17 protein-coding genes are annotated in these 24,318 nt (G+C 56.0%); 2 read left to right on the top strand and 15 right to left on the bottom strand.

Annotated features, from left to right (window positions below; genetic code table 11):
- Positions 1-25: 25 nt before the first annotated feature.
- The 13 genes from ABD851_RS17845 to ABD851_RS17905 form a co-directional block, all read right to left on the bottom strand.
- Positions 26-442: a hypothetical protein gene (locus ABD851_RS17845; RefSeq protein ID WP_344981881.1), complete on the bottom strand. Its 417-nt coding sequence runs from the start codon at positions 440-442 to the stop codon at positions 26-28.
- A gap of 52 nt (positions 443-494) precedes the next feature.
- A complete protein-coding gene (locus ABD851_RS17850; RefSeq protein WP_344981883.1) occupies positions 495-2,846 on the bottom strand; it encodes a GAF domain-containing protein in 2,352 nt (783 codons plus the stop codon).
- A gap of 76 nt (positions 2,847-2,922) precedes the next feature.
- Positions 2,923-6,528, bottom strand: a complete 3,606-nt coding sequence (locus ABD851_RS17855) for a BamA/TamA family outer membrane protein (RefSeq protein WP_344981885.1) — start codon at positions 6,526-6,528, stop codon at positions 2,923-2,925.
- Positions 6,528-7,391 carry an SdiA-regulated domain-containing protein gene (locus ABD851_RS17860; RefSeq protein ID WP_344981887.1) on the bottom strand — a complete coding sequence of 288 codons (864 nt, stop codon included), beginning with the start codon at positions 7,389-7,391 and terminating at the stop codon, positions 6,528-6,530. Before ABD851_RS17860 ends, ABD851_RS17855 begins: the two co-directional genes overlap by 1 nt.
- A complete protein-coding gene (ppk1, locus tag ABD851_RS17865; protein WP_344981888.1) occupies positions 7,384-9,429 on the bottom strand; it encodes a polyphosphate kinase 1 in 2,046 nt (681 codons plus the stop codon). Before ppk1 ends, ABD851_RS17860 begins: the two co-directional genes overlap by 8 nt.
- 2 nt (positions 9,430-9,431) lie before the next feature.
- Positions 9,432-10,718: a Pycsar system effector family protein gene (locus ABD851_RS17870; protein ID WP_344981890.1), complete on the bottom strand. Its 1,287-nt coding sequence runs from the start codon at positions 10,716-10,718 to the stop codon at positions 9,432-9,434.
- Positions 10,719-10,925: 207 nt separating this feature from the next.
- Entirely contained in the window at positions 10,926-11,555 is a 630-nt protein-coding gene (locus tag ABD851_RS17875; RefSeq protein WP_344981892.1) for a SprT-like domain-containing protein, read from the bottom strand.
- A 78-nt stretch (positions 11,556-11,633) separates the two neighbouring features.
- The gene (locus tag ABD851_RS17880; protein WP_344981894.1) at positions 11,634-12,056 is read right to left on the bottom strand and encodes a hypothetical protein; all 423 of its coding nucleotides are present in this window, start codon (positions 12,054-12,056) and stop codon (positions 11,634-11,636) included.
- A gap of 94 nt (positions 12,057-12,150) precedes the next feature.
- Positions 12,151-13,416, bottom strand: a complete 1,266-nt coding sequence (locus ABD851_RS17885) for a TlpA disulfide reductase family protein (RefSeq protein WP_344981896.1) — start codon at positions 13,414-13,416, stop codon at positions 12,151-12,153.
- Between the two features lie 18 nt (positions 13,417-13,434).
- Positions 13,435-14,877, bottom strand: coding sequence for a SusD/RagB family nutrient-binding outer membrane lipoprotein (locus ABD851_RS17890; protein ID WP_344981898.1), 1,443 nt, complete (start codon positions 14,875-14,877; stop codon positions 13,435-13,437).
- 3 nt (positions 14,878-14,880) lie between these two features.
- Positions 14,881-18,084, bottom strand: a complete 3,204-nt coding sequence (locus tag ABD851_RS17895) for a SusC/RagA family TonB-linked outer membrane protein (RefSeq protein ID WP_344981900.1) — start codon at positions 18,082-18,084, stop codon at positions 14,881-14,883.
- A gap of 357 nt (positions 18,085-18,441) precedes the next feature.
- On the bottom strand, positions 18,442-18,684 hold the full coding sequence (locus ABD851_RS17900; protein WP_344981902.1) for an AtpZ/AtpI family protein: 243 nt from the start codon (positions 18,682-18,684) through the stop codon (positions 18,442-18,444).
- A gap of 160 nt (positions 18,685-18,844) precedes the next feature.
- Complete coding sequence (locus ABD851_RS17905) at positions 18,845-19,234, bottom strand: hypothetical protein (RefSeq protein ID WP_344981904.1); 390 nt, start codon at positions 19,232-19,234, stop codon at positions 18,845-18,847.
- Positions 19,235-19,345: 111 nt separating this feature from the next.
- On the opposite strand from ABD851_RS17905, the gene porW reads away from it, so the two are divergent.
- On the top strand, positions 19,346-22,339 hold the full coding sequence (gene porW / locus ABD851_RS17910; RefSeq protein ID WP_344981906.1) for a type IX secretion system periplasmic lipoprotein PorW/SprE: 2,994 nt from the start codon (positions 19,346-19,348) through the stop codon (positions 22,337-22,339).
- Positions 22,340-22,386: 47 nt separating this feature from the next.
- On the opposite strand, the gene ABD851_RS17915 is transcribed toward porW, so the two are convergent.
- Complete coding sequence (locus ABD851_RS17915) at positions 22,387-23,493, bottom strand: AI-2E family transporter (protein WP_344981908.1); 1,107 nt, start codon at positions 23,491-23,493, stop codon at positions 22,387-22,389.
- A gap of 199 nt (positions 23,494-23,692) precedes the next feature.
- Between ABD851_RS17915 and ABD851_RS17920 the strand changes: the two genes are divergently transcribed.
- The gene (locus ABD851_RS17920) at positions 23,693-23,899 is read left to right on the top strand and encodes a hypothetical protein (RefSeq protein WP_344981910.1); all 207 of its coding nucleotides are present in this window, start codon (positions 23,693-23,695) and stop codon (positions 23,897-23,899) included.
- 13 nt (positions 23,900-23,912) lie between these two features.
- Here the strand turns inward: ABD851_RS17920 and ABD851_RS17925 are convergent, their stop codons facing one another.
- Positions 23,913-24,305 carry a HipA N-terminal domain-containing protein gene (locus tag ABD851_RS17925; RefSeq protein WP_344981912.1) on the bottom strand — a complete coding sequence of 131 codons (393 nt, stop codon included), beginning with the start codon at positions 24,303-24,305 and terminating at the stop codon, positions 23,913-23,915.
- Positions 24,306-24,318 lie beyond the last annotated feature (13 nt).

The raw sequence follows: 24,318 nt of genomic DNA on the forward strand, positions 1-24,318 counted from the left end.
GCGGCAGCGGGGATCTATCCAACTTTCAAAACTTCCCTTTTCCGGGCCGGGCACCGGGAACGTTGAATCCCTTTTTTTCATGCAGATATTTGATCAGCCTTGTCTTAGCCAGGTAAGTGGGTGCATCCCCATGATCCTGTTCGCCAAGCATAACCACCCGGGCCGTACCGATGGCTTTACCGATGGCCTCCAGATCTTTGTAGTCTGAAGATGAAGTATCCAGGTTTTCTATTACATGAATGCTTTGCTGAACATACTCCTTTATCGCCTTCTGGCCAAACGCATGAATAAAACTGAAATTGCAGACAGAGAGAAAAATCAAAAATCCGGAGCGCTTAGTCATAAAACGAAACACTATTATCCGATCATAATAAGTTACACTGAGAGATAAGGCAATCGTTGCTTTACCCACCTCGCCGGTCCCATCCGCTATGGGATCCAAGTCGTCCTGCCATCATGTACAAATCTAACATAAAATGTAATATTTGCACAAATCACTCCTCCATCTCCACGCTTACCCGGATGGCGCGGAGACCGCTGACACCCTGGAGGTCTTCCAGCTCGAGATATTCGAGATCGTCCTGCAGCATCTTTTCTTCGCGGAGGTAATGGATATAAGGCAGGTACTCGTCTGCATCCTTTTTGTTGAAATATACCAGCGCGATCTTGCCCGGCTGGGTCAGCCGTTCCCGGGTATTGCGGATATGCACCTTGTCGATCCGCTTTTTGACGACCTGGTACCGGATGTTATAGGCGCCTTCCACATCCAGCCTTCTTTCGTCGTTGCGAAAGCTGATGTCGATAGGGCTGGTGTGCACAAAGATGAGCTGGGTGGTCAGCAGGGTTCGGGGCATTTCCGCCTGCAGCCTGTGGGTGATGCGGGCGATCTCGGCCATGGAACGGATCTGCCAGAGCCGGAGGTTTTTCAGGTACATGGGGTTAAACGGCTTTACCGGCAGGATGGACTGACCGATATAGATATCATATTCGACGCCGTCGGTGCGTATCTTTTCAAAATAATACGGATATATCTTTTGCAGCTCTTTGCCCGCCTGCTCAAAATAATTGTCCAGCGCCGTATTGATCAGCTGTATGGACCTTTCCAGCTCCTGACGATGCGTGTGAACCGATCCTTCCAGCTCGTCGACGGCAGCCATGTACCGGTCGATCAGCCCGGAAACGTCTGTAGTAGTGTTCCGGAGCTGTAACAGGAAGTCGTTGGCTTCAAACTGGAGAAAATCCTTCAGCCGCATCTCCTCATCGGCCGAGAGGTAACCTTCGTTCCGCTGCAGCCACTTGTTGCAGCGAAACAGCAGCTCGTCGATCAGTCCGATGGGATGAGCGGCCCTGATCTGCATCAGGGTTTCCTTCAGCAGCTCAAAATGGTGCTGCATGTCCTGCTGCAGGGCGTGATTGCGTTCCACCGTGGAGTTACGGATATCGATGGCCCCGTACAGGGGATAAACATCCCTGAAGATGATCTTTTCGAGATGGGCACTTTTTCCCGGGCCGGACTCCTGCTGCATATAGTTCCACGCAGCCTCCCTGAACCGCCATTCCACCGGCTGCTGCAGCGAGGTGAACTTTTCCTTGATCACCCTTTCGAGCCGGGCGTTGAATACTTCTATATCGCGATCCAGCAGCTGTGAGATCACCGGCACAGCAGGCTCCAGCCTGGCCAGCACCGCCTTGTCCAGCACATGCGGCTGCCGGCTGTGGATCTCGATGGCCCCCGCCAGGGTGGCATTATGAAAGACGGGCAGAAAAGCAAAGGATCTCACCCCCGCCGCCCGCAGGGCATTCAGAAAAGGATAGTCCTTCCGGTCAAGGGCTTCCAGGTCCTCGAAAAAAAGCACCCTCGGCCGGGTAATATATTCATCCGCCATATCCAAGTAAACCTGCTTGGATATACCGTTGGCCATTCCCTCTTTTAACAGGATGCTGTGCTGGCGTTCATTATCGTCGATCACCAGCTTCCCGTTTACCCGGAAAAACGGCAGCAGCCCGAATTCGATATCCCGGTTGCCCGCCAGCGCTTTCAGGGAAGTGATGATTTCCCCGTAGCAGATCTCCTCCGCCAGCCCGCTGGGGTTGAGCACAGTGCTTTTGATCTCCTCGAGTATATGCGTAGCCGTAACATCCGACAGGCTGATCACCGAGAAGCCGGTAAACGAAAACATGCTCAGCGGCAGCAGCCGCTGCAGCTCGGCCAGGTTCTCCTCGCTGAAGAATCCCGGCGCCAGCCTTTCCACCGGCAGCTCCGGCAGGGGGCCGCTGGCCGTGATCTCCACGAAGTCAATGTTGATGTTTACCTTGCAATAACTTCTCAGCCCTGTTTCCGGATCCATATGCGAATGCACCATTTCGGTATTCAGCGATACGTCCACGTTATACAACCGCTTCAGCAGGATGGTATAAAACAGGTTCAGGTGCTTCTTTTTCGATTTCGGGGGCCCGAACTTCGGCGGCCCCGACTTCGGCATCCCCGAAGATATGCGACGCACCAATCCGTACAGACCGTCTGTCCCGCAGACGATGCAGGGCACCACCGGTACGCTGACGGCCCAGAGGGTCTGCTTTTCATCTGCGATGGGCGTATACAAAAGGGTGAACAGCATCTCCAGCAGCTCCCGGTACTCTCCTATCTTCTCAAGGGGAATGGGTTCGCGGATGTCGGGATAAGCCAGGAACTTATCCAGCGCCTGCCGGAAAAATTTCTTTCGCGTTCCTTCCTCTTCAGACAGGCGCTGCTCGAGCACCTTCAGGAAAGGAGCAAAAGAGAATACGGTATTGATCTCGCCCTTATAAAGGGCTTCTAACCCCAAAGGCAGCAATTCGAATTGCATGACAGGATCGTTTTTTCGATGTTTTTTTTCAATCAACAGGCTTACGGACCGGCGGCTTTCTTTTCCGCCTGCCGCATTAAAACCGGAAGCCAAACCGGATATAGGGATACCACCCTTCCGGGGAATAGCCCATTACAAAGCTCACCAGCGCCATCTCTGCGGGGGCAAAGTACAATCCCCCGCCCACGCCCTGGTGCCAGCGCTGTGAAGCCTCCTCCTTCTGCCACACGCGGCCCACATCGTAAAAACCCCGCAGACCCAGCTGCCCCGGCAGGATGTAGCCGTTGAAGGTGGCCAGCTTTATCCGCAGCTCAAGGTTGTTATACAACATGCCGGTACCGGCAAAGCGGTATTTCCGAAACCCAAGCAGGTTGTCCTGCCCGCCCAGGAAAAGCGACTGATAAAATGCAGGTTTCCCCAGCATAATTCCTCCGCCGATCCTCTCCCCGATCACGAGCGTACCTTTCAGGTTAATGCTTTTGTACAGGGCGGCTTCTGCCGTCAGCCGGCCATAATCGCCGGCAGCCTGGTTGAGGCCGGCAAAGCCCGAGAGGGCGACATTCACATAGGTTCCCCACTGCGGGATCAGCGTGTTGTTCCGCCGGTCGCTGACAAAATTCAGCAGCAGGCCGGCATGAGCTTTTGCCTTGCCCAGCACAGCGCTGTCGTAGGTACCGGTGGCTCCGGAAGTCCGGGTAAAACGGTTTTTGTTCTCCGAGCTGTCGTACCGGTAATACTGAAAAGCCGGACCGATGGAAAAATAAGCTCCCGACGCCGTTTTGAACCGGAGCGCCGTCTCCAGCTCGTACAGGTCGAACCGCGCCCGGTAATAACTGATGGTGTGGGATTTATCATACACGCTGTTGTTGCCCGTTCCGAAAAAGTTCTGCGTATTATCCGGCGCCATGATGTTGACCGCTGCGGTAATATCGGCATGACCCAGCGCCTCAATCCATTCACCCTTGTAACGGGCGCGATAGGCGCGGGTGGCAAAGGCATGCGCCAGGGTAAGCTGCTGCATACCGGCATAAGGCGTCTTGCGGAACCCTCTTTGGGTAAAACGGACGCCGGCGCCGAGCATCAGCCCGTCGTCACGGTTATAGCCGCCCGTCAGCAGCGGCATCGCCACATTGTAAGGGTTGGTGGACACAATAGCCGTGTTGGCGCTGTCGGCCGAAAGCTTTGTTTTGACCCGGCGCTCCTCCGCCCCTGCGAACGCCGCCGTGCCCGGCGGTCCGTACACGTGTATCCGGTGCCGGCTCTCCTCAACATCATAGGCCTTGCTGCCCTGCCCGCCCACGATACGCAGCCGTATGGAGGTGGTATTGCGGATCGTCACCTTATCGTCTCCCCCTGCGACAAAAAGCCGGATCTCGCGGGTGACGCCGGGGTCGAAAATCCTGGCAAAGGTGATCTGCTCCGGCAGGCCCTTCTTTGATATCTTCCGGATCACGAGCGACAGCCGTCCGTCCGCGGTATCGGTAAAGGTTACCTGCTCATTTTTATCGGAGGTCTGTATGTCAACAATGCGGTTCAGAAAGCGGTAGTAGCGGGCGGAGGCTTCCGGCAGCGCGTCGCGCCGCTGCTTCAGCTTTGCCAGCAGCTCGTCGTGCCGTATAGCGTAATCGGTATCCGGGAGGCTGCGCAAAGCGGCTTCCAGCACCGAGTCCGTCATGGTCGCCACAAAAGCGCGGGTCGCCTCCATCCAACGGGGATAGGAAAGCTGGTTCAGCAGCCAGCTGTTCAGCTGATGGCCGTTGAAATAAAAAGTGCCCACATCCCTTATCCGCCCTTTAAAGCCCTGAAGTTTGGGGGCGATCCATTTCCGGGAAATGACGGAAGGGATGAGACCTTCATTGGTATAAAACACCTGGTCCCGGTCCCGGGGAACCGGTATATAATGCTTCCCCTTTCCGTCCAGTGTATCCACCCAGCGCCACTGATCGTCATGCCGGTCCCAGTCCGCTATCAGCAGGTCCAGCAGGCGAGCCCGGAAAAACAGGAGGCTGTCCACCGTATTGTCGTTATCCTCGCGGAGCTTTCCATACATCTTGGGCGTATTGTCCGAGTTGCCGAGCGGCTCTCTTTGCTCTAATAAACAAACGGTACGGGCGAAAGTTTTTTCATAGACGCCCAACGCCTTGTCGGGGGCCACCCAGCCGATGACGGGACGGGTATGCGGGATCCCTGCAGCATCCGCAAGCGCCGGCACCACCAGCGCGGAAAAAGGATGCTGGGCCGACATGTTATCGCCCACCCAGTCTTTGGCAAAGGTTTCCCGCAACTGCTCCGGCAGGATCGCTTCGGGGTATTTTTCCACGCTACGCAGCACCCATTCCCTGTCCTGCTTATCCACGAGGCGAAGGGAGCGGGTCTGGTGACCTCCTCCTCTTTTTTCCGGCACAAGCCCCCCTTCGACCTGCGATATCCGGATCACGGGCAGCTTCGCCGGGGCGGCCCACTCCTTCCGGTAATTTTCGCCGAACAGAAAGCGGTGCATGCCGCTCACGCGGTCGTAGCCCGGATGTATCCTGACCATCACACTATCCGTATCCACGGCCGCATAGGCGGAATCCTCCTGCTTTTTCACCGGCACATAGGGCTCCGTATAGCTGAAAACAGGAGCCACTCCCGTATCTCCGTCCAGGTAGTAGGTAAACCGCAGGGCGTTGCCTTCCAGCAGGTCTGCGGTTACATATCCCTGGTTGGCTTTTGCAAAGAGAGAGTGCTTCCCTTTCCGGGCATAGGCGTGCTTGGCGCCCGCCCCGCTCACCACCTGCAGCTGTTTGTTCTTTATAAACTGCAGTCCGTGCTCATGGCCGGCGGCATGGACCAGGTTAGGAGCTTCTGCAAAAGCGCCGTCGATGCGGCGGATCATATCCCGGTACAGCGGATGCTTCAGGTCTTCCGGGTTGGTAAAGACGGTGCGCAGGAAGGGATAGAGCGATCCCACACCCGGCAGGGGCAGGTACAGATTTTTATTAAGCGCCGTCAGGGGAAAAAGATGATCCTTCCAGGAAAATTTTCCTCCGTGCTGACCGTAGCTCTGAAAGGGGTGATGCGCCGCCAGCACGATCACCTTATAGCGATCGTCATAGGCCATACTCTCGAGGCTGGAGATCACATCGTCCTTGGTCCGGCAGTCGCAGTCCGCTTCGGGGTTGGCTTTGTCAAAAGGGAACAGCCACCATTCCGAGTCAAAGGCAATCACCGTAAGACTGTCCGTCAGCGATATCTCCACCGGCCCCGGGCAGCCGTCCGGCGGCACGAGCTTCAGCAGCGAATCGTGCTGCGACGCGAGATAAGCCCATTGCTGCCTGATCTTGGCCAGACCCTGCGGACCCATCCTGTCCCAGTCGTGGTTGCCGGGGATAAAATACACCGGCGCCCCGGCAGCGCGCATGGGGCGGAACTGGGACTGCAGGATTTTTTTTCCGGCTTCTTCCGTTTTGCTGCCGGGCAGGCCCATGCCGCGGGGATACACGTTGTCTCCCAGGAAAAATACGCTGGTCCTGTTCCTAAGCACATGGGCGGCCGCATCGTCGATAACATGATGCTGCTGGGGATCCATCTCGCCGGCATCGCCAATGAGAATCATCCTGTATTTGATGCTGTCCTGTGCCAGGGCCGGCAAAGACAGGGCGATCGACAGGAGGGCCGCAAGCGCATAACGCAGGTACATCACGAGGGTTTTCTGTAGGTAAACATCAAAATATTTCCGGGCTCCGATTTGCTCCCTTCATTGGAAATGTAGAGATTCCCCTCCCGGTCAAAGGCCATGCCTTCCGGCTGGTTGAACCCGGAACGCTTAAAGGGATAAACGCCTTTGACCCGGAACTGCGGATCGGCCACGATCAGCAGTTTGTTGACCGAGGACAGGATATACCATTCCCCGGTCAGCGGATGCAGCGCCAGGGCCGAGGGACGAAGGGCGCTTTTTTTACCGCCGCTCCGCTTTTCCACCTCGGCCGCGGGGATATGAAAATTGCCGTCCGCACTCAGGCTCCCGTCGGGTGACAGGCGGAAAAAGTAGCCGGTTATCCCTTCTTTGTCTGTCTTACACTGTTTACAAAGCACGGCCAGCCGGTTATCCTCCCCCGCCGCAGACAATCCTTCGTACTCTCCTTTGGGCAACAGTCCCGCGCTTTCCCGGGCAGCGGCGCCGCTTTTCCCCTGCACCACATCCAGCGGGAAGCTGAACAGCGTGCCGTCGCTCCGCAGCAGCACTACCCGGCCGTTGCAGATGGCTACATCCTCATAGTCGCCTTTGGGACCGAAGGTATAGCTGTGCCAGGTCTTCGTTGCCGGGTTCCCGTAAAAGAGCTTTCCCGCTTCGTCCTGCTCGGCATAAAAGATATCTGTGTTTCCATTATTGAAGTCGATACCGGAAATCTCGAGCAGCTCATCCGGCATCTTATAACGGACGGGGGAAGTAAGGTCGTAGCCGGGAGGATTGGCAGCGGACTGCGCGGGAGCGCTGCAGGCCGGGCACAGTGCAAAAGCCGCGCTCAGAAATAAAAACAGGGAAGCGGTGATCTTAAACATGGGTCAGCAGTTTTTCCTGTGGTGAATGTAAAAGCCGGCTGATCGCCTCCTGGGCCCGTATCCGGGGGGCGCCGTCGTCTGCGCCGACCGGTATGTTGTTCAACCCTTCGTCGATATACACGGCCTGCACGTTGTCGCTCAGCTGCAGCTTTAGGATCTGCTTCAGCCCGCTTTTGATCGCTTCGTCATGCACGGGAAAGCAGACTTCGATACGGTGATGGATATTGCGGTTCATCCAGTCGGCCGATCCGAGGTAAAGCTCTTCCGTACCGTTGTTATGAAAGCAAAAGATACGGCCGTGCTCGAGGTAGCGGTCCACGATGCGGGTAACGGTAATGTTGTCGCTGAGACCCGGGACGCCGGGCATTAGGCAGCAGATGCTGCGTACGATCAGCCTGATCTTTACTCCCGCCGCCGAGGCGGCATAGAGACGGTCGATGAGGGATCTTTCCTCCAGGTTGTTGAGCTTTACCGTGATGCGGCCCTCTCCCCCGTTGCGGGCATGCCGGATCTCCCGGTCGATCAGCGCATCAAACCGCTCCTTCAGGTTGAACTGTGCAACGATCAGGTGCTCAAACCGGAGCGATGTGGCGGCTTCCGGGCGCTCCCGGAGCGTCAGGAAGCCAAACAGCCCGTAAAGCTCCTGCAGCATCGGCTGCCGGGCGGTAAGCAGGATATGATCGGTATAAAACGCGGCGGTATCTTCATTGAGGTTGCCGGTTCCCAGCAAGCCGATGAACTTTTGCTGCCCGGCGCTCCGCAGGGTCAGCAGGGCCACCTTGGCATGTACTTTCAGACCGGGGATGCTGTAGATGATCCGTACGCCGGCCTCCTTCATCTTTTTGGCCCATTTCAGGTTGTTGGCTTCGTCGAACCGGGCTTTGAGCTCTACAAAAACCGTTACGCTTTTCCCGTTCAGCGCGGCGGTCATGAGCGCCTGCGCAATCCTGGATTCCCGGGCGATGCGGTAGAGTGTGACATACACCGCTTCCACCTCCGGCAGCTGGGCCGCTTCGTTGAAAAAGCGGAGTATGGTGTCATAAGACTGGTAAGGGGAATGCAGCATCATGTCCCCGCCCAGCAGGCGGTGCAGTAAAAAAGGCGCTTCCTCCTGAGGCGGACCGGCCGGCGGCCAGGGCCGCTCAAAGAGGGCAGCATCATCCAGCGGCAGACTGCTCAGGTCCCTGAGATGATGATAGGCGCCCCCTTCTATCATACCCGCGCCGGACAGCTGCAGGGTCTCGGTCACCCACAGCAGCGTACGGAGGGGAATACCCGGCTGGTAAAGAAAGCGGGTGGCCAGACCCAGGTCGCGCACGGCGATCCGGGCGGCGATCTTCCCGGCAAGGTCGCCCGCATATTCGTCTCTCAGGTCCAGCTCGGCATCCCGTGTGACCTTGATGTTGTAGATGCCCTGTATGTGCTCCCCGGGCAACAGCGCCGGGAGGCATAACCGGATGATGTCCTCGATGAAAAGCACATAGACATTCCCTTTATCCTTTGCGGCAAAGAAGCGCGGAAGCTCGCCGGAAGGCACCGTTACCAGGAACAGGCCTTCGCTCCCGTTTTCCCGTCCGGTCCGCACCACCATGTACAGCTGGTTGTTCCGGGGAAACACCGGGGCGCCGTTTACCAGATCGGCGACCGTCATAAAAGCCGCGATACGGCTAAAGAAATACGATCTTGCCTGGCGGTGCACCGCGACAGGGAGGGGAACATCGTAGAGGATATGGATGTTCTTTTCACGGAAGGCCGGGATCAGCTCCTCCCGGAGGATGCGGCCGAACAGCTGCTGCTGGGCGGCAATCATCCCGTTCACCTTATCCAGGGTATCCTGGTCAAACGGGTATGCATCGATATCTTTCAGCGCCATCAGCACCGGCATGCGCACCCGGTAAAATTCATCCAGGTTGGAGGAAAAGACGGAAAGAAATTTCACCCGCTCCATCAGGGGAAGATCCTTGTTCCGTGCCTCCTGCAGCACGCGGCCGTTAAAGGAAAGCCAGCTGGCGTCGCGCTGAAAATAACGGGTATCCATATTCAGATAATTCCATGGGTATGGGCTACGGCAGCAATGATAAAGGCGATCACCGAGGCGATCAGGCCGTACATGAATACATTATAGGCGATGCGCAGCAGCCTGTATTTGCGGGAGAGCACGCGTCCCTGGGCGTATACATCGCGGATAAGACTGCCGTACAGAAAGTCCCGGTCGTTCATCAGCCTGTTCATGCCTTCGCTATATTCCTCGAAGCTCATCCTGTAAAAGTTTCCGAAGAAAAGCAGGTTTACCCTTTTTGCATCGAGGTCCTCCCGGCTGAACCGGCCGCCCGAAACTTTGGGGGTTGCCGCCAGGATAGAGAATACGATGGCCAGCACGCATACCACCAGCAGCAGCGTGGCCGGCAGCATGAAGTGGGGATATTCCTCCAGCTTCCGGAAAAGTACGCTCAGCAGCACCGAAATGATGATGGAGTTGGTAGAGATCATGATATGGGCTTTCCGGTCTGCCATATCGCTCAGCTTCTGGTGGTTGCCTGAGCTGATGCGGAAAACGGTTTCGATACCGCGGTCGGGCCGCTTTTCCCCCTTTTTTCCCGACGCGGTCCCGGCGTCGGCCGGCACTCCGTTGCCGCTGACGCCGGACAACACGGCCTTTTCTGCCGCTCCCTCCGCCGCCTTTTGCTCCAGCAGCTCGATATTCCGGCGTTTCTGCGGACCAAGGAGCTCCCGGCAGTAATCTGTATGATAATGATGATCGCTCAGGAAACGGATGGTGCCGAGCCGCCAGTCTTCCTTGCTGATCTTGTGCTGCTGCAGGGTCTCGGCTTCCCGGCGCATGAGCTTGTTACAGGCGGCAAACCCGTCCGTGCCCAGGTGAAAGAGATCGGCATCGCATACGATCTGCTCGGGCAGGGTGGCAGGCTGCTGGGGGATACGGGTGGCCAGGATACAGTCCTGCACCCGCTTTATCTGTGGTTCCGGAATCTGCAGCTCCCGCAGGAACTGCGCGGCCATTTCCGCACCCCGGTCTTCGTGACCCTTGCCGCTCCCATCGCCCGTATAATAGCCGGTATCGTGAAACCAGCAGGCGGCCATGACGACGAAAAGATCCTCATCGTTCAGCCGGTAATGATGGGCGATACGGACTGCAGCGGAGACGACATTTTCGGTATGCTCAAGCGTATGATAGACAAAACGGCCCTGGTCGTTCAGACGGTAAAAAGCCCGGACATGCTGCCGGATCTTATCCAGCGCAGCTACCAAGGCAGCGTTTCCGGCCATTTCGGGAGGAGAAGAGGTTGTGCCCTCCTTAAAATCTGTCATGGAAGGTTTCTGGTTTACAGCTTCTTGTTTCGATAGTCTAAGGTCTTAAAGTTTAAAGGCTAAAGTCGATCTGCCTGGAATGAAACCTTAGAAGTCAGACCTTAAACTTTAAACTTCGTGAATATAAAGGTACCGCAAAACCGGATTTATACCTCGGAGGTGGGAGAAAAGGTCGGTGGAGGCGGTGAAAAGATCGGTAAATCCCGGTCAGGTTGCCTGGTCCAGGGGGATCACTTCGTACACAGGGCTGAAGAGATAGGCTTTTTTTGTTTTCACCTCTATGCAATGATAGCGTTTGCGGAGGCGCTGCATCCGGCGGAAAATGCGGCCGTCGGGAGTACGGAACAGGGCCCCTTCCGGCATTTCCTCCACCAGCACGCGGCCGTGGTTGTCCCGGTCATAACGCCGCAGCACCCGGATCAGCTCATCGTCGGAGCAGGAGGCTGCCCGGGGATTCTTTATGTAGGACCGTACCGCCGCTTCCACATCGGAGGGCAGGCAGCCGCAGCCCAGGAAGGGCGACAGCAGCTCCCGGTAGATGGCCTTCCACTCCCGTCCGTGGGGGGACACGCTGTGCCCGTAACGGGTAAAGGCCACCAGGTGGGCGATCTCATGGACCAGCGTCAGCAGAAAATTATAGGGGTTAAGGTTGCCGTTGACCGTAATGCGGTGCCCCTGCCAGTGGTCGGGGTGGCGGTAATCGCCCAGCACGGACTGCCGTTGCCGGGTAATAGTGAGATGTACCTTATGATCGATAAGGTAAGGGGCGATCTTGGCATAAGCGCCCTCAGGCAGATATTCTGCGAGGGCCGGCAAGGGAACTTCCTGGTGTGGCACGTCTGCAAATAAGCGCGGTAAATTTCAGGATTTTCACGGGAATTACCTATGCTTTTTTGTTTCCCGGAGGTTATTTTTTTATTCCTCCGGACCGGCGTCTTCCTCTCCCCCTCCTTCGTCGATCCGGCTGCCCGGTTTCCGGATAAGACTGGTGGTTTCCAGCACGGTATACAACACATACAGAAAGAAGAACAGCAGGATGGTACCCTTGGTCAGATGTCCCCGGTAGAGGTACACATAGGTCACCACGGCGGCCAGGCAGATCAGCAGCTTGATGAGGGTGGAGAGGTATACCATGCGGATAAAAACATGGTTGCTCTTTACCCCGATCGCTTTCCGGTTATAATAATAGGAGATAAAGGTGGCCAATGCCAGTAGGATGTTTCCCGTAAGCCCCACGATATTTTCAATGCCCCATCTTTCCAGGACGTGAGAGTAAGCTATTCCGATACCGTTAATAAGACAAAAAACGATAATGAGCTTAACATAAAACTTATCCATTCCGCTTGCCGGTGCTTTGATGATTTCCTGCAAAAGTACGGCGAATGGCTTTAACAGGAAAATCAGCCGGAAAACGGGGGCCTCCGCTGCAGTTCTACTCGGCCAGCAACCCGTTCATAATGGCCCTGAATTCGGCCTTGAACTGCTCATAGTACTTTCCCGTGGCCGGACCGTTGAGCCCGCTGTGCAGCTTCCGGACATATCCCTGCCGGTCTATAAAGATGGTGGTGGGAAAGATGCGGATGGCTACCGGCAGCTCCGGAAATACCTTCCGGGTAAGGGCGGTATCGGATGCGGCTACCCCCGAAAACAAGACCGGATAAGGTATATCGAAACGGTTGAAAAAGGACTGCAGCGCCTGTTTGGATGCCGTAAGGTCGGGCGTTCTTTCAAAATCAATACCGATAAATTCCACGCCCCGCTGACGGTTTTCCCGGTAATACTCGGTAAAGAACGGGGTTTCGTCCATACAGTTGGGGCACCAGGAGCCCAGGATCTGGATCACCGTCACCTTTCCCAGAAAAGCGCTGTCTGTCAGGGAAACGGTACGGGAGCTCCGCATGTCCTGAAGCCGGAACTTCAGCTTTACCGTTCCGGGCGGGATATCGCTCACCGCATAGGCCGCAGGAAGGGAATCGAATACTTTCTTTTGCGCGGACCAGGGCGCCGCCTCGCTGTTGATGGAGTACAGACGTCCGTCCGACAAGACATTGGCGCTGTCTATCCGGGCGGTAAACAAAAGCGCATGCCCGCCGTCAAAACCCGAGAGCTTCATCGTATCGCCGCTGACCACACCCTGCAGGTAACGGAAATCTCCCGAAGGGGTCATAAAGGTTCCGCTGAGCTGGTTGCCGTTTTGCTGAAAGAGGCCAATGGCTTTGGAAATATCTTCTTCGCCGGGAAAAGACACTTCCCAGCTACCGGATATATCCTGCGCAGGTTTTGCATAGGCGGGCAGTCTTGTGCTGTCGCCCGGCACGGCATGGAAAGGCATTGTTTCCAGCCGGTTGCCGTAGTTTTTGGTCCAGGTACCCTGCAGGCTGCCGTCGGTATTGATCTTAGCGGCGAAATAAGAATCAAAAAAAGGCATACGGATAAACACGGAATCGTCCCGGAAAAGGATACTGTCCACCCGCATGCGCTCATCTGCATTGAAGATAGCGATCACGGGCCGTCCTGCGGTGTCCGCCACCTCAAAATTGAAGACCACCTGCTGCCCGTCGGCACGCTGCAGCGCCGCCCTCCAGATGCCGTGCTGCAAACCGGGTCCGTTCTCCGTACAGCGTACGGCAAATAACAGGACGCCCGGCAGCCCTATGGCCCAAAGCGCTTTTCGCAGGAAGCTTCTTGCTGTTATCATGATCTGCATTTTATTCCGCTAATTTACGTCAAACCACAGCGATGTGGTCAGCACGTCGGCGCCCTGATCGGCGACGGCCTGCCGGTATCCTTCCTTGTTCAGCGACTGCTCCGTTCCCGGGTAGATAAACCGCAAAGGCATCTTGCCGTTCAGTACGCCCGCCACGGCGGGTTTCAGCTGCGGGTAGTCCAGCCTTCTCCATTCGGCAAAAGCCTCCAGCCCCTGTCCGAAAAGCGCGATCCATTTCTGCACGCCGATCGACTTTTTAAAATTACCCGGATCATACTGCAGGGCCGGCTGCGACAGGTATTTATCGATCGCGCCCTGATCAATATTATGCTGCTGCAGCGATGCGGTTACCGCCGCTTTATACAGGTCGGCCGCGTTTTCAGCGGTAAAGCCCCGCGCCGCCGCCTCGGCCCGGTCGAAGAGCACCTCGGCATAGCTCATGATGACCGCCGGGGCCGTCTCGTCCAGGAAGGCCGCTCCGGGCCTGGAGGTCTTGGTGAACCCCAGCTCGCTGGCTTGTCCCACCAGTAAACCATTGGGAATACCGACGTAGGTCTGCGGTGTGGGATCCTGTGTGGGGGCGGCATACACGGGCAGGCGGGGGTCATTCAGCTGAAACAGCCGGTCTACGATGGTCTTGCTGATGCGGTAATCGTCGCGGGTCAGAAACAGCTCGGCCAGCGGGTTATCGTTGGGCGGCGTATTCTGATATTTCAATTCGGCGCTTTCACTGTTGCTGCCGATGTAATTCCCGCCGGCGTCTGCCATGCTTTTTATCACCGCTGCAGCCTTCTCCGGCTCCCGGTCCGCTATACGAAGCGCAATGCGCAGACGCAGGGAGTTATCCAGCTTTTTCCACCGTGCGATATCCCCTCCGTAAATGATATCCCCTTCTACCGGCTTTCCGTCCGCATCCAGGCTGTCCTGCGCGGTTTTCAGGTCGCTCAGCAGGCCCTCGTAGACCTTCTGCTGGGTATCATATCCGGGGGTGATGTTTTCGTCTATCTGAATGGACTCGGAATAAGGAATATTGCCGTAAGCATCGGTAAGCAGGCAATACATCCATGCCCGCAGGATCAGGGCCACGCCTTTGTAATTGGGGTTGTCTTCCGCTCCGGCCAGATCGATGATCTTGTCCAGATTTACGATGCTGCCGGAGTACAGATCTGTCCATAAATCCTGGAAATCGCTGTTGGAAAAAATATACCGGTCCTGGTCCGTATACTGTATGGCCGCCCAGTATTGCACAAACAGGTTGGAGGGGTTGGTGCCGCCTACATTCCAGTATACATCGGCGGCGGTTTTTGTGGCGCCGGTCAGCAGATAGGAAGGCTGGGGATGCTCCACGGCATTGGGATTGGTATTGATCCCGGCGAGCTCCTTTTTGCAGGAAGAGAACGTCAGCAGAAATGCAAACCCCGCGAGGACGGTGAGAAATCTATAGGATGTCATGACTTAAAATTTAACGTTAATGTTCACCCCCAAGCTGCGAACGGTCGGCAGCGCCAGGTCTTCGAGCCCCTGGCCGTTTCCGGTGTTGAAGGCCGTTTCAGGATCGATGTTGGGGACATGCTTGCTGATGATCCAGAGGTTGCGGCCCACCAGCGAAACGGCGGCGCTCTGTAAACCCAGGGAATGGATAAACGCGGCTGGCAGCTCGTACCCCAGCCTTACCTCGCGCAGCTTTACAAAAGAGGCGTTGTAGATAAAAGCTTCGTCCACGTTGGTGAGACTTTTATAATAATCCTGCGCGGATATGATAACGTCATTTTGCTTACCGTCGTCATGCACACCTTTGAAGATCATACCGTCGTCATGCACGGTAGCGCCCCCCGGCGCCGTGCCGCCTTCGGGAAGCGGAACAGCCGCATGGTTGTCGTCGTCCCCGGGATAATAATACCGCAATCCCCCGTGCGCGGCATCCCGGCCGGGCAAAGTGGAAGCCAGCACACCCGTGTATGTTCCGGTGCTGTTGGTGCTGGAATAAATAGAGCCGCCGACACGGGCATCCACCAGGAAGCTCAGCTGAAAGCCGTGCCAGGAAAAGCTGTTGTTGATGCTGCCCAGCCAGTCCGGGGTAAATTTGCCCAGGTATTTTTTATCGGGGTCCACCACCGGCCTCCCGCTCTGGTCCACCATGATCTCCCCATTATCGTTCCGTTCGAAGGCGGTACCGAATAAGGTGCCGTAAGGCTGGTCGATAGCCGCCAGCACCTGCACGGTGCCGTCGGAACCCAGCACATAGCTGTTCAGCCGTCCTGCTTTATCCAGCGATACCACCTTACTGCGGTTGGCCGAGTAGTTGGTCATGATGTTCCAGGTAAAATCACCGGTTTGCACCGGCGTTACGTCCAGCTCCACCTCCAGCCCCTTGTTGTTGATCTTCCCGCCGTTGATCAGCTTTTGCTCATACCCGGTAGCAGGACTTACATCTACGGCCAGGATCTGGTTAAAGCTGTTCATGTTATAGAAACTCAGATCGAGGTGAAGCCGGTCGTGGAAAAAGCCCGCTTCCGCACCCGCTTCCACGGAGGTGGTCTGTTCCGGTTTCAGGTCAGGGTTGAGATCAATGGATCCGGCATGAAGCTGCGGATCGGTATCAAAAGGCGTGGTGAAGCCGTAGGTATTGATCAGCTGGTACGCGCTGGTAGCCTTCCCTACCTTCGACCAGCCGCCCCGCAGCTTGATGAAATTAACCCGGTCGCTGGTCATGTGCAATGCTTCGCTTAAGATAAAGCTGCCGTTTACCGAAGGATAAAAATAAGACAGGTTCTCTACGGGAAGCGAGGACGACCAGTCGTTACGGGCCGTCAGGTTCAGATAAGCATAATGCCGGAAACCGATCTGCGCCGACGAAAACAAGCTGTAGGTCTTCAGCTTGGTATAATAATTATTGGACACCAGCGGCACGCGGGAGTTGTTGAGGGTATAGACGCCGGCTACGGCCAGCTGAGGCGCCCGCTGATCATTATTTTCCGTGGTATTGGTGCGGATATTGCCACCGCCCAGGATATCCAGGCTGAAGTCGTCGCTCAGCTGCCGGTTGTAATCCAGCCGGCCTTCGGTATTGTTCTCATTGACGATGTAGGTATCTTCCCCGTAAGATCCGTAAGGCGCTCCCTTGGTGTCGAAGGCCACTTTCATCTTGCGGCGGTCTGCATAGTAGTCGTTCCCCGTCAGGAAGGAGGCTGTCAGGTCTTTCGTGATCTGGTATTTCAGGTTTACGTTCCCGATCAGGCGGTTACGCTGCTGGGCCACGGTATTGTTATAGGCGATAAAATACCGGTTGCTGTAATAAAGGTTGTTCCAGTTGATAAGGCTGCCTTCTTTGTAGAGCTGGTACAGCTTGTCCATGTCCACCTGGCGGCCGAACCAGGTAAACTGCAGCATGGTGCTGGTTTCCCTCAGGCCGCTGCCGCCGGGCAGATTGGGCGCATCCCTGCGGATATAATTGGCCATGACATCGAGGGACAGCTTCGGCGTGATCTGATAGCCGGCATTGACCAGGAAGGAATTCCGCTCCTGCGCCGTATTGGGAATCACCCCGTGCTGGGACATATTGTTATACGAAAAACGGAAGTTGTACTTGTCGCCCGATCCCGCAAAAGCGATTTCATTATCCAGCTTGTAGCCCGTCCTGAAAAAGTCCTTCACATTATCCGGATGGGGCACAAAAGGCACTGCCTTGCCCCCGGAGAAAAACTGGGGGATCAGGCGGCCGTCCATCGGCGGGCCCCAGCTTTCATCCACCGCATCATTGACGCCTCCGCCCGCGCCGTCCACATAGCTGAATTTTCCGCTGGAGCCCTGTCCGAACACATTCTGATAAGAGGGCAGCACCAGCAGGTTAGAGAGGGTGGTATTGGAGTTGAGCGTTACGCCGAGCCCTTTCTCGCCTTTGCCGCTTTTGGTCTGGATCAGGATCACACCTGCCGCCGCCCTCGACCCGTATAATGCTGCGGCATTGGGCCCTTTCAGCACGGAAACGGAGGCGATATCGGAGGGATTGATATCGGCAATGGCATTTGAAAAGTCACGGGAGGCTTCCGGGTCCCTGTCGCCCCCGGTGCCGCCCAGGAACTGGGTGTTGTCTACCGGCACCCCGTCGATCACAAACAGCGGCTGGTTGTTTCCCGAAATGGAAGTTTCCCCCCGGATGATGATGCGGGAAGAGCCCATATCGCCCTGGGAGTTGGTGACATTGACGCCGGCCACCTTCCCCGAAAGCGCATTGACCAGGTTAGGCTCCCTGGCTTCGCTGATATCTTTTGTCTTGAGCTCCTGTACCGAGTAGCCGAGCGATTTTTTTTCCTTGGAGATATTGAGGGCGGTGACCACCACCTCGTTTAAGGCGCTGGTGGCGCTCTCCAGCGGGATCACCAGGCCGGAAGCAGGACCGGATATCGTTGTATCCCTGGGCTGGTAACCCAGCTCGGAAACGCGCAGGGTATCCGAGCTGCTTATGGTAAGGGTAAATTGTCCTTTGTCATCGGTAATGACGCCCCGGCTGGTTCCTTTCACCACGACGCTGGCCCCGGACAGGGGGAAGTTTTCCTCCCGGCTCCGGACCGTGCCGCTGATCTCAAAGGATTGCGCCCGGCTGATCTCCGTTCCCAGCAAAAGCGCCGGGAGGGCAAAGAGTCCGTATATTTTTGACATATTTTGAAAATTTAATTGGTATCATGAAAGTTTCTGGTTTGGGGTTTCTAGCTTGAGGTCTCGAATTTGAGATTTCGGTTTCAATAGTCTAAGGTTTAAAGTCTAACGTTGATCTGCCTGAAAATGAACCTTAGACTTTAAACTTCTTGTCCGCTGCAAAGATACTTAAAGCTTACTAATCTATAAATTCTATAGCCTAAATGGAAATTGGAAAAACCCATGGAAGGAAGGGAAAGTATCACCGCCAAGGCCGATCGCAGGTTGACCGGCGATCAACCACAGGTCAGGAGCTCATCAGCCTCAAAGAGGTCGCCGATCAAGCGCGGCAACGTGCCGGTCTAACCCTGATCAACCGGCTCATCCTTTCCGCCGGCCGGTGGCCCGGATGACCTTCCATAAAAATACGGTCAGGGCCGCCAGGGGGAAGATCAGGAGGAATATGGGAAACCGGAGCTCCATCCACCGGTCCAGCTTATACCCCAGCCAGGTGGCCAGCCCGAGCATCGCCAGCATCTCGGTGCCGAGACCCGCGTAGCGGATCCAGCTTTTCGTTTCTGGCTTGAAGTTTCCGGTTTCCGGTTTTCGGTTTACATCGTTCATAACGTTTTTTAGCGGTCTCCGTGAACGCTGCGCGTTTATTTCGGGCATAACATTTTTTAGCGGTCTCAATGAAGGCTGCGCCTTTCTGGTTTGAGGTTTCCGGTTTCATGGTTTAACGTCTAAAGTTGGTCTGCCTGGAATGAAACCTTAGACTTTAGACTTATTTCAGCAGCGCCGTATCCCGGGGAGGCGGCTGGATGCCCCCGTTCAGCACCTGCTGCAGGTCCCCGTAATACCGCTCCCGCAATTCGAGCAGATGCTCCAGCGAATCGGCCCGCATATTCAGCCGGATATATTCCTGCCGCTGCTGCAGATTGCCATACCCCGGCATATAATACCGGATGGGAGTATACATCACCAGCAACATGGCCAGCGCCAGCAAGAGCACCAGGATGCTGCAGGCGATCACATAAATACGGCCCCGCGACAACCGGAACGACCCTACTTCCTGGAAAGTATCCTCGTTGAGGACCGCCAGCCGGTATTTGTTATCCAGCTTTTGCCGCCATTTTTTTAGTTTTACCCGCCAGCCGGCCTGCTTGTCCTTCATTATAAATGGATCAATGCACGAATTTAACAATTACCGCGGATAAAGTCTTTTTAAACTATTTTTGCCGGAACCAAGCAAAAGTTACCGGAGCGTACTCCATTAAATTGTTGCATGCATACCGCCAACCGGATATTACCTGTTTTCTTAACCTGTTTGTTGCTGCTGATCTGCCGCTCCCTTTCGGCCCAGATCGTGCTTAAACATGAGCAGAAGATACCCGACTCGGTATACGAAAACATGCCCGCCCCGAGCGAAAAGCTGGCACAGAAGCCTTTTTCCTTCAACCGGAAGATATACCAGAACCTCGTTACCCGGGACAATTACTATTTCAACGCGCGGGAAAAGCTGAAACATATCCTGGAGCGGGTACAGGCCGCCCATCCCGAAGCCTATGATACCCTGCTCCCCTTTTATGCCCTTTCCCCGGACGATTTTTCCCAGGCGGTTCCCGACCTGGACTCGGTGATCCTGAAATCCTCGATCGGCATCAACATCCACGATCCCCGCGATAAGTGGATGGACGATCTCTACCTGCTGGTGGGGAAAGCCTATTATTATAAGGCGGATTACGAAAACGCGCTGATCGCCTTCCAGTTCATCAACAAGGCGTTTGCGCCGGCCCAGGAAAAAAATGCCCCGCCCCTCATCGGCACGCGGGGCTATACCTCCCGGCCCCAGATATCGGTAGCCACACCCGAGAAAAAAGGCTTCCTGCATCATACCCCGGCCCGGAATGCGGGGCTGCTCTGGCTGATCCGTACCTATATCAGCGGCGGGCAGTACGACCGGGCAAGGGCGTTGCTGAGCAGCCTGCAGGTAGACCCGCTTTTTCCCGAGCGGCTCAGGGGGGCGCTGGCCGAACAGCAGGCTTACTTCTATTACGCGCAGGGCGATTATCCTCATTGCCTTCCCGCGCTGCTCAGCGCCATCGACGCCGGCCCGGATAAGGCGGTGGGCAGCCGGTGGGCGTTTCTGGCAGGCCAGCTTTACGAACGGCAGCAAGCGCCCGACAAAGCCATCGAACAATACCGGCAGGTCATCGATCACCACCCCGACCCGCTGCTGAACTTCTATGCGCGGCTGAACATTATCCGGATCAACATAGCGACCGGCAGAGAGGATTTTGATACCGGCACCCGGACGTTGCTCGCCATGGCCCGCAAAGAAAAATATGCCCGTTACCGCAGCATCCTTTACTATGCCCTGGCAGAGCTGGCGCTCGGGGCCCGGCAGCCGGCGGCCGCCCTGGAATACCTCCATACGGGGCTGCGGTACAACCGGGATAATACCGCCCAGCAGGTCCGGCTTTTCAAGCTGCTGGGCGATACCTATTACGCGCTGCCGGATTACGGCCAGGCCTATAATTATTACGACAGCACGGCCTCGGTGATGACCGCCGGCATGCCCTTTGCCGGCATGGTAAACCAGCGCCGGCAGACCCTCGGGGCAGTGGTGGAGAAGCTGCGTATCATCCGGCGGCAGGATAGCCTGCGCGCCCTGGCGGACCTCCCCCCCGCCGAGCTCCAAGCCCGGCTGCAGCGGATCGTGGACGACAGCCTGCGTATCCGGGAAAAGAAAGCCCGGCGCGACGAGCAGCGCCGCGGCGGCGATAAAGATGCGGGCGGTTTACTGACCGCCGGCGGGCTTGCCGGAAACGACGGACTCACGGCAAACGGCAAACAACAGGGCGACTGGTACTTTTATAACGCCGCCCTCAAAGGAGCCGGCTTCAATCTCTTCCGGAGCCGCTGGGGCAAACGGCCCGAAGGCGATAACTGGCGGCTGAGCAATGCCGCCGCTGCGGCCATTCCCACGGACAGCGGCGCCATGGAAACTGCCGCCGGAGGACCCGGCGCAGCCGGACAGCCCTTCAGCCTGGAGACGCTGATGGCCCCCCTCCCCACCACGCCGGAAAAAAGAAAACAATCGGATGATTCGCTGATCAACGCCTATTACGCGCTCGGCGGCCTGTATGCCGATGAGCTGGAGAATATTCCCGGGGCCATACACAGCTTCGATACCCTGCTGATCCGCTTCCCGGCCAACAGCTATAAGCCGCAAGCTCTTTACCGCCTCTACCTGCTCTACAGCAAGGCGGGGCAGACCGCCCGTGCCGAACACTATAAAAGTCAGCTGCTGGCGCAGTTCCCGGACGATAAATACACCGCCTTTCTCCGGCCCCGGCCGGACAGCACCGCAGCAGAGGCGGCTGCCACGGCATTGTATGAAAAGGCTTACGCGGACTACCTGTCCGGCAACTACGCATCCGTCCTGCAACAGCAGTCGCTGGGTGACTCGCTTTACCCGCACAACCCGCAAAAGGGACGGTTCGACCTGCTCCGGGCGATGACCCTGGTGAAGCAGCAATCCGACAGCGCCGGCCGCGCCGCCCTGAACGATGTGCTCCGCGACCATGCCGCGGATTCAGCCCTCAGCACCCGCGCACGGGATATCCTGGCGGCCCTGGACCATAAGGACTCTCTGATTGCCTACCTGCAGCAGCTGCAGCTGGCGCCCGAGGAGGAACCCGGCAACTACGCGGTCAATACAACCGCACCCACGCCGGCGTCGCAGAAAATAACGGCAGCAGACAGCAGCCTCGCCATCGCAAAAGACAGCGCCGCGGCCCCCGTAGCCGTCCAGCCCCCGCCGCCAGCGGCAGGAGACAGCCTCCGGACGCCGGCGCCCGCCGTCGTGGTCACGCCCTATAAGGCCGAGGCGGACATGCCTTATTTTGTCATCCTTACCTTTCTCAAAACCAATAAAACGCTGGTTGAAAACGGGCTGGCCGCCTTTGCCAAATACAACCGGCAGCAGCATCCGGGCGACAGCATAGAGGTAAGTCCCTATGTGATCATACAAAACCGGGTCATGCTCATCTTCCGCCCCTTCGAAAACGAGGCGGCAGCCAAGGCCTATTATAACGAGCTCCGCGCCAGAACCTCCCGGAGCATCTTCCCCGCGGCGGGGCCGCGGGATTACTTCCTGTGCTTCATCTCAAGGGATAACTTTGTGCTGCTGAACAACACCAAGGATCTGAACGGCTACCTTCAGTTTTTTGTCGACCGTTATCTGAGGCCGGCGGAGGTAAAAGGTGAAAGGTGAAGGGTAAAAGGTGAAAGGCCGGAGCTGAAAGGCGAAAGGCCGGCCATTTACGTTCGCGGCCGCCGCCGGCGTGGAAAGGCAAGGACGGGTTTCTTTGCGTGGTGATGGTGATCTTCCCCCAGCAGAAGTCCCCAGGCTTTTGTATCCTCCACGCGGTCGAATACGATCTTAAAGATGGCGATGACGGGTATGGAAAGGAACATGCCGGCTATCCCCCAGAGCATTTCGCCCACCACCACGCCGATCACCGTGACCAGCGCGTTGATCTTTACCTGGGAGCCGACGATGCGCGGCATCAGCACGTTGCTGTCCAGCGTATGGACGAGCAGGATGGCGATCGCGACCACAAGCGCCTTGCCCGCTGAAACCGTGGCAAAGGTGATGAGCACGCTCAGCAGCAACGCCGTAAAGATGCCGATATAGGGCACCAGGTTGAAGATGCCGGTGATCAGTCCCAGCAGCGGAGCGTATTTCACGCCCAGGATCCACAAGAGACCGGTAGTCAGCGCCGCCACCAGGCACATCTCGAAAAACAGGCCTACCACGTATTTCTTGATGATATACTGCACCTGCTCGATCACCTCGTAAACGACGGGGGTATGCTCTTCCCGGAACAGGGCCACGAGAAACCGCACCAGCAGGCTCCGGTAGAACAGCAGGAAGAAGGTATAGATGAGGGTAAAAATAAAAAACAGGAACACCGTCGACGCGGAGAGCACCGTCTGTCCGATCACGGTACCACCGCTGGAAAGCATGTTGTCCGTGGCCATGTGCAGATAGCTGAGCTGCTTCTCCATGCTGAGGTGGAAGCGGCGCTGCAGCCATTCCCGCAGCTGACCCAGCGCCTCCCCGACCTGCGACTGGAACTGGGGCCAGTCGCGCGTGAGGGCGGATATCTGGGTGCCCACGGAAAACAGGACCAGCAGGATAAAGACCACCAGCAGCACAACGGAGAGCAGCGAGGACAGGCTCCGCGGGAAGCGCAAACGCCGTTCAAAAAAGCGGCTCAGCGGAAAGAGCAGCACCGAAAAAAGGAAAGCCAGCACCAGGGGGGCAAGAATTTCTTTTCCCCATACTGCCACATAGCCCGAAGCGATGAGGCCGATCATCACGAGGGACAGCTTCGTATAAAAAGGGAGGGTGTATTTTTTCATAAAACGAGCAGATTATCGTGTAATTTATATTTTTTTGAATTATTTCTGATGTGTGTGCCGGAACGGGCATTGTTTTTAATCAGCCCAGGACATTTTAACAGACTTTCGTAATTTCGGCTTGGGAAGCCGGGTATAAAAATCCGGCTTAGGTTTAAGATGTGAAATGAGCCATTGTGAGCAAGGAGAAAAGCATCAACAAATGAAAGAAAAGAAAAAGATAACGGTGGAAGAAGCCCTGAAAAACGTGTCTGCTTCCGCGCGTCGGGCTGCTTTCCGGCATAATTTACCCGTAGCCATTTCCAAAGATGGAAAAGGGATATTACTCTATTCCGATGGCAGAGAAGAACCTATTACACCGGAAGTACTGAGAAAGCTTTGCAATACGAAAGACGAGGAGTTGTTCTAGACTCCGATGCAGACTACACAGTCACCAATTCATAGGGATTTGAAATGGTTTTTTTTCCAAAGCGTTTTAACAATTCTACCTCGTTTTCTTTATCAATCTTTTCTTTCTCTAAGATTTCCCGGATAGCGGGTTGTTTTAAGCCCGGGATTCGAATCTGAAAAAAAGGCCAAAGCTCTTCGCTCTTATATGTCTTATTTAAATCCGGAAATCCAACAATGCGGTTATAATCAGGATGTTCCTTAAAGTCCTCGCTATATTTAAAGCACCATTCCCCATTTTCACAATAAAGTGTCCCTACCTGAATATCGTCTATATTAAGGAGGAATTGTGCAGATTCGTTCTTAGGTAACTGAGCGGCCTGGCCCTCGTGCTCCTTATTGAACCATTTCATTATTTTCTGTATCATAACTATAATGTTC

Source organism: Compostibacter hankyongensis (genome assembly GCF_039541075.1).
GTDB lineage: Bacteria > Bacteroidota > Bacteroidia > Chitinophagales > Chitinophagaceae > Compostibacter > Compostibacter hankyongensis.

What these genes read in the sequence shown, in the direction of transcription:
- ABD851_RS17850 (WP_344981883.1), bottom strand. Translation starts at nt 2,846, where the DNA reads ATGCAATTCGAATTGCTGCCTTTGGGGTTAGAAGCCCTTTATAAGGGC.
- ABD851_RS17855 (WP_344981885.1), bottom strand. Translation starts at nt 6,528, where the DNA reads ATGTACCTGCGTTATGCGCTTGCGGCCCTCCTGTCGATCGCCCTGTCT.
- ABD851_RS17860 (WP_344981887.1), bottom strand. Translation starts at nt 7,391, where the DNA reads ATGTTTAAGATCACCGCTTCCCTGTTTTTATTTCTGAGCGCGGCTTTT.
- ppk1 (WP_344981888.1), bottom strand. Translation starts at nt 9,429, where the DNA reads ATGGATACCCGTTATTTTCAGCGCGACGCCAGCTGGCTTTCCTTTAAC.
- ABD851_RS17870 (WP_344981890.1), bottom strand. Translation starts at nt 10,718, where the DNA reads ATGACAGATTTTAAGGAGGGCACAACCTCTTCTCCTCCCGAAATGGCC.
- ABD851_RS17880 (WP_344981894.1), bottom strand. Translation starts at nt 12,056, where the DNA reads ATGGATAAGTTTTATGTTAAGCTCATTATCGTTTTTTGTCTTATTAAC.
- ABD851_RS17885 (WP_344981896.1), bottom strand. Translation starts at nt 13,416, where the DNA reads ATGATAACAGCAAGAAGCTTCCTGCGAAAAGCGCTTTGGGCCATAGGG.
- ABD851_RS17890 (WP_344981898.1), bottom strand. Translation starts at nt 14,877, where the DNA reads ATGACATCCTATAGATTTCTCACCGTCCTCGCGGGGTTTGCATTTCTG.
- ABD851_RS17895 (WP_344981900.1), bottom strand. Translation starts at nt 18,084, where the DNA reads ATGTCAAAAATATACGGACTCTTTGCCCTCCCGGCGCTTTTGCTGGGA.
- ABD851_RS17900 (WP_344981902.1), bottom strand. Translation starts at nt 18,684, where the DNA reads ATGAACGATGTAAACCGAAAACCGGAAACCGGAAACTTCAAGCCAGAA.
- ABD851_RS17905 (WP_344981904.1), bottom strand. Translation starts at nt 19,234, where the DNA reads ATGAAGGACAAGCAGGCCGGCTGGCGGGTAAAACTAAAAAAATGGCGG.
- porW (WP_344981906.1), top strand. Translation starts at nt 19,346, where the DNA reads ATGCATACCGCCAACCGGATATTACCTGTTTTCTTAACCTGTTTGTTG.
- ABD851_RS17915 (WP_344981908.1), bottom strand. Translation starts at nt 23,493, where the DNA reads ATGAAAAAATACACCCTCCCTTTTTATACGAAGCTGTCCCTCGTGATG.
- ABD851_RS17920 (WP_344981910.1), top strand. Translation starts at nt 23,693, where the DNA reads ATGAAAGAAAAGAAAAAGATAACGGTGGAAGAAGCCCTGAAAAACGTG.
- ABD851_RS17925 (WP_344981912.1), bottom strand. Translation starts at nt 24,305, where the DNA reads ATGATACAGAAAATAATGAAATGGTTCAATAAGGAGCACGAGGGCCAG.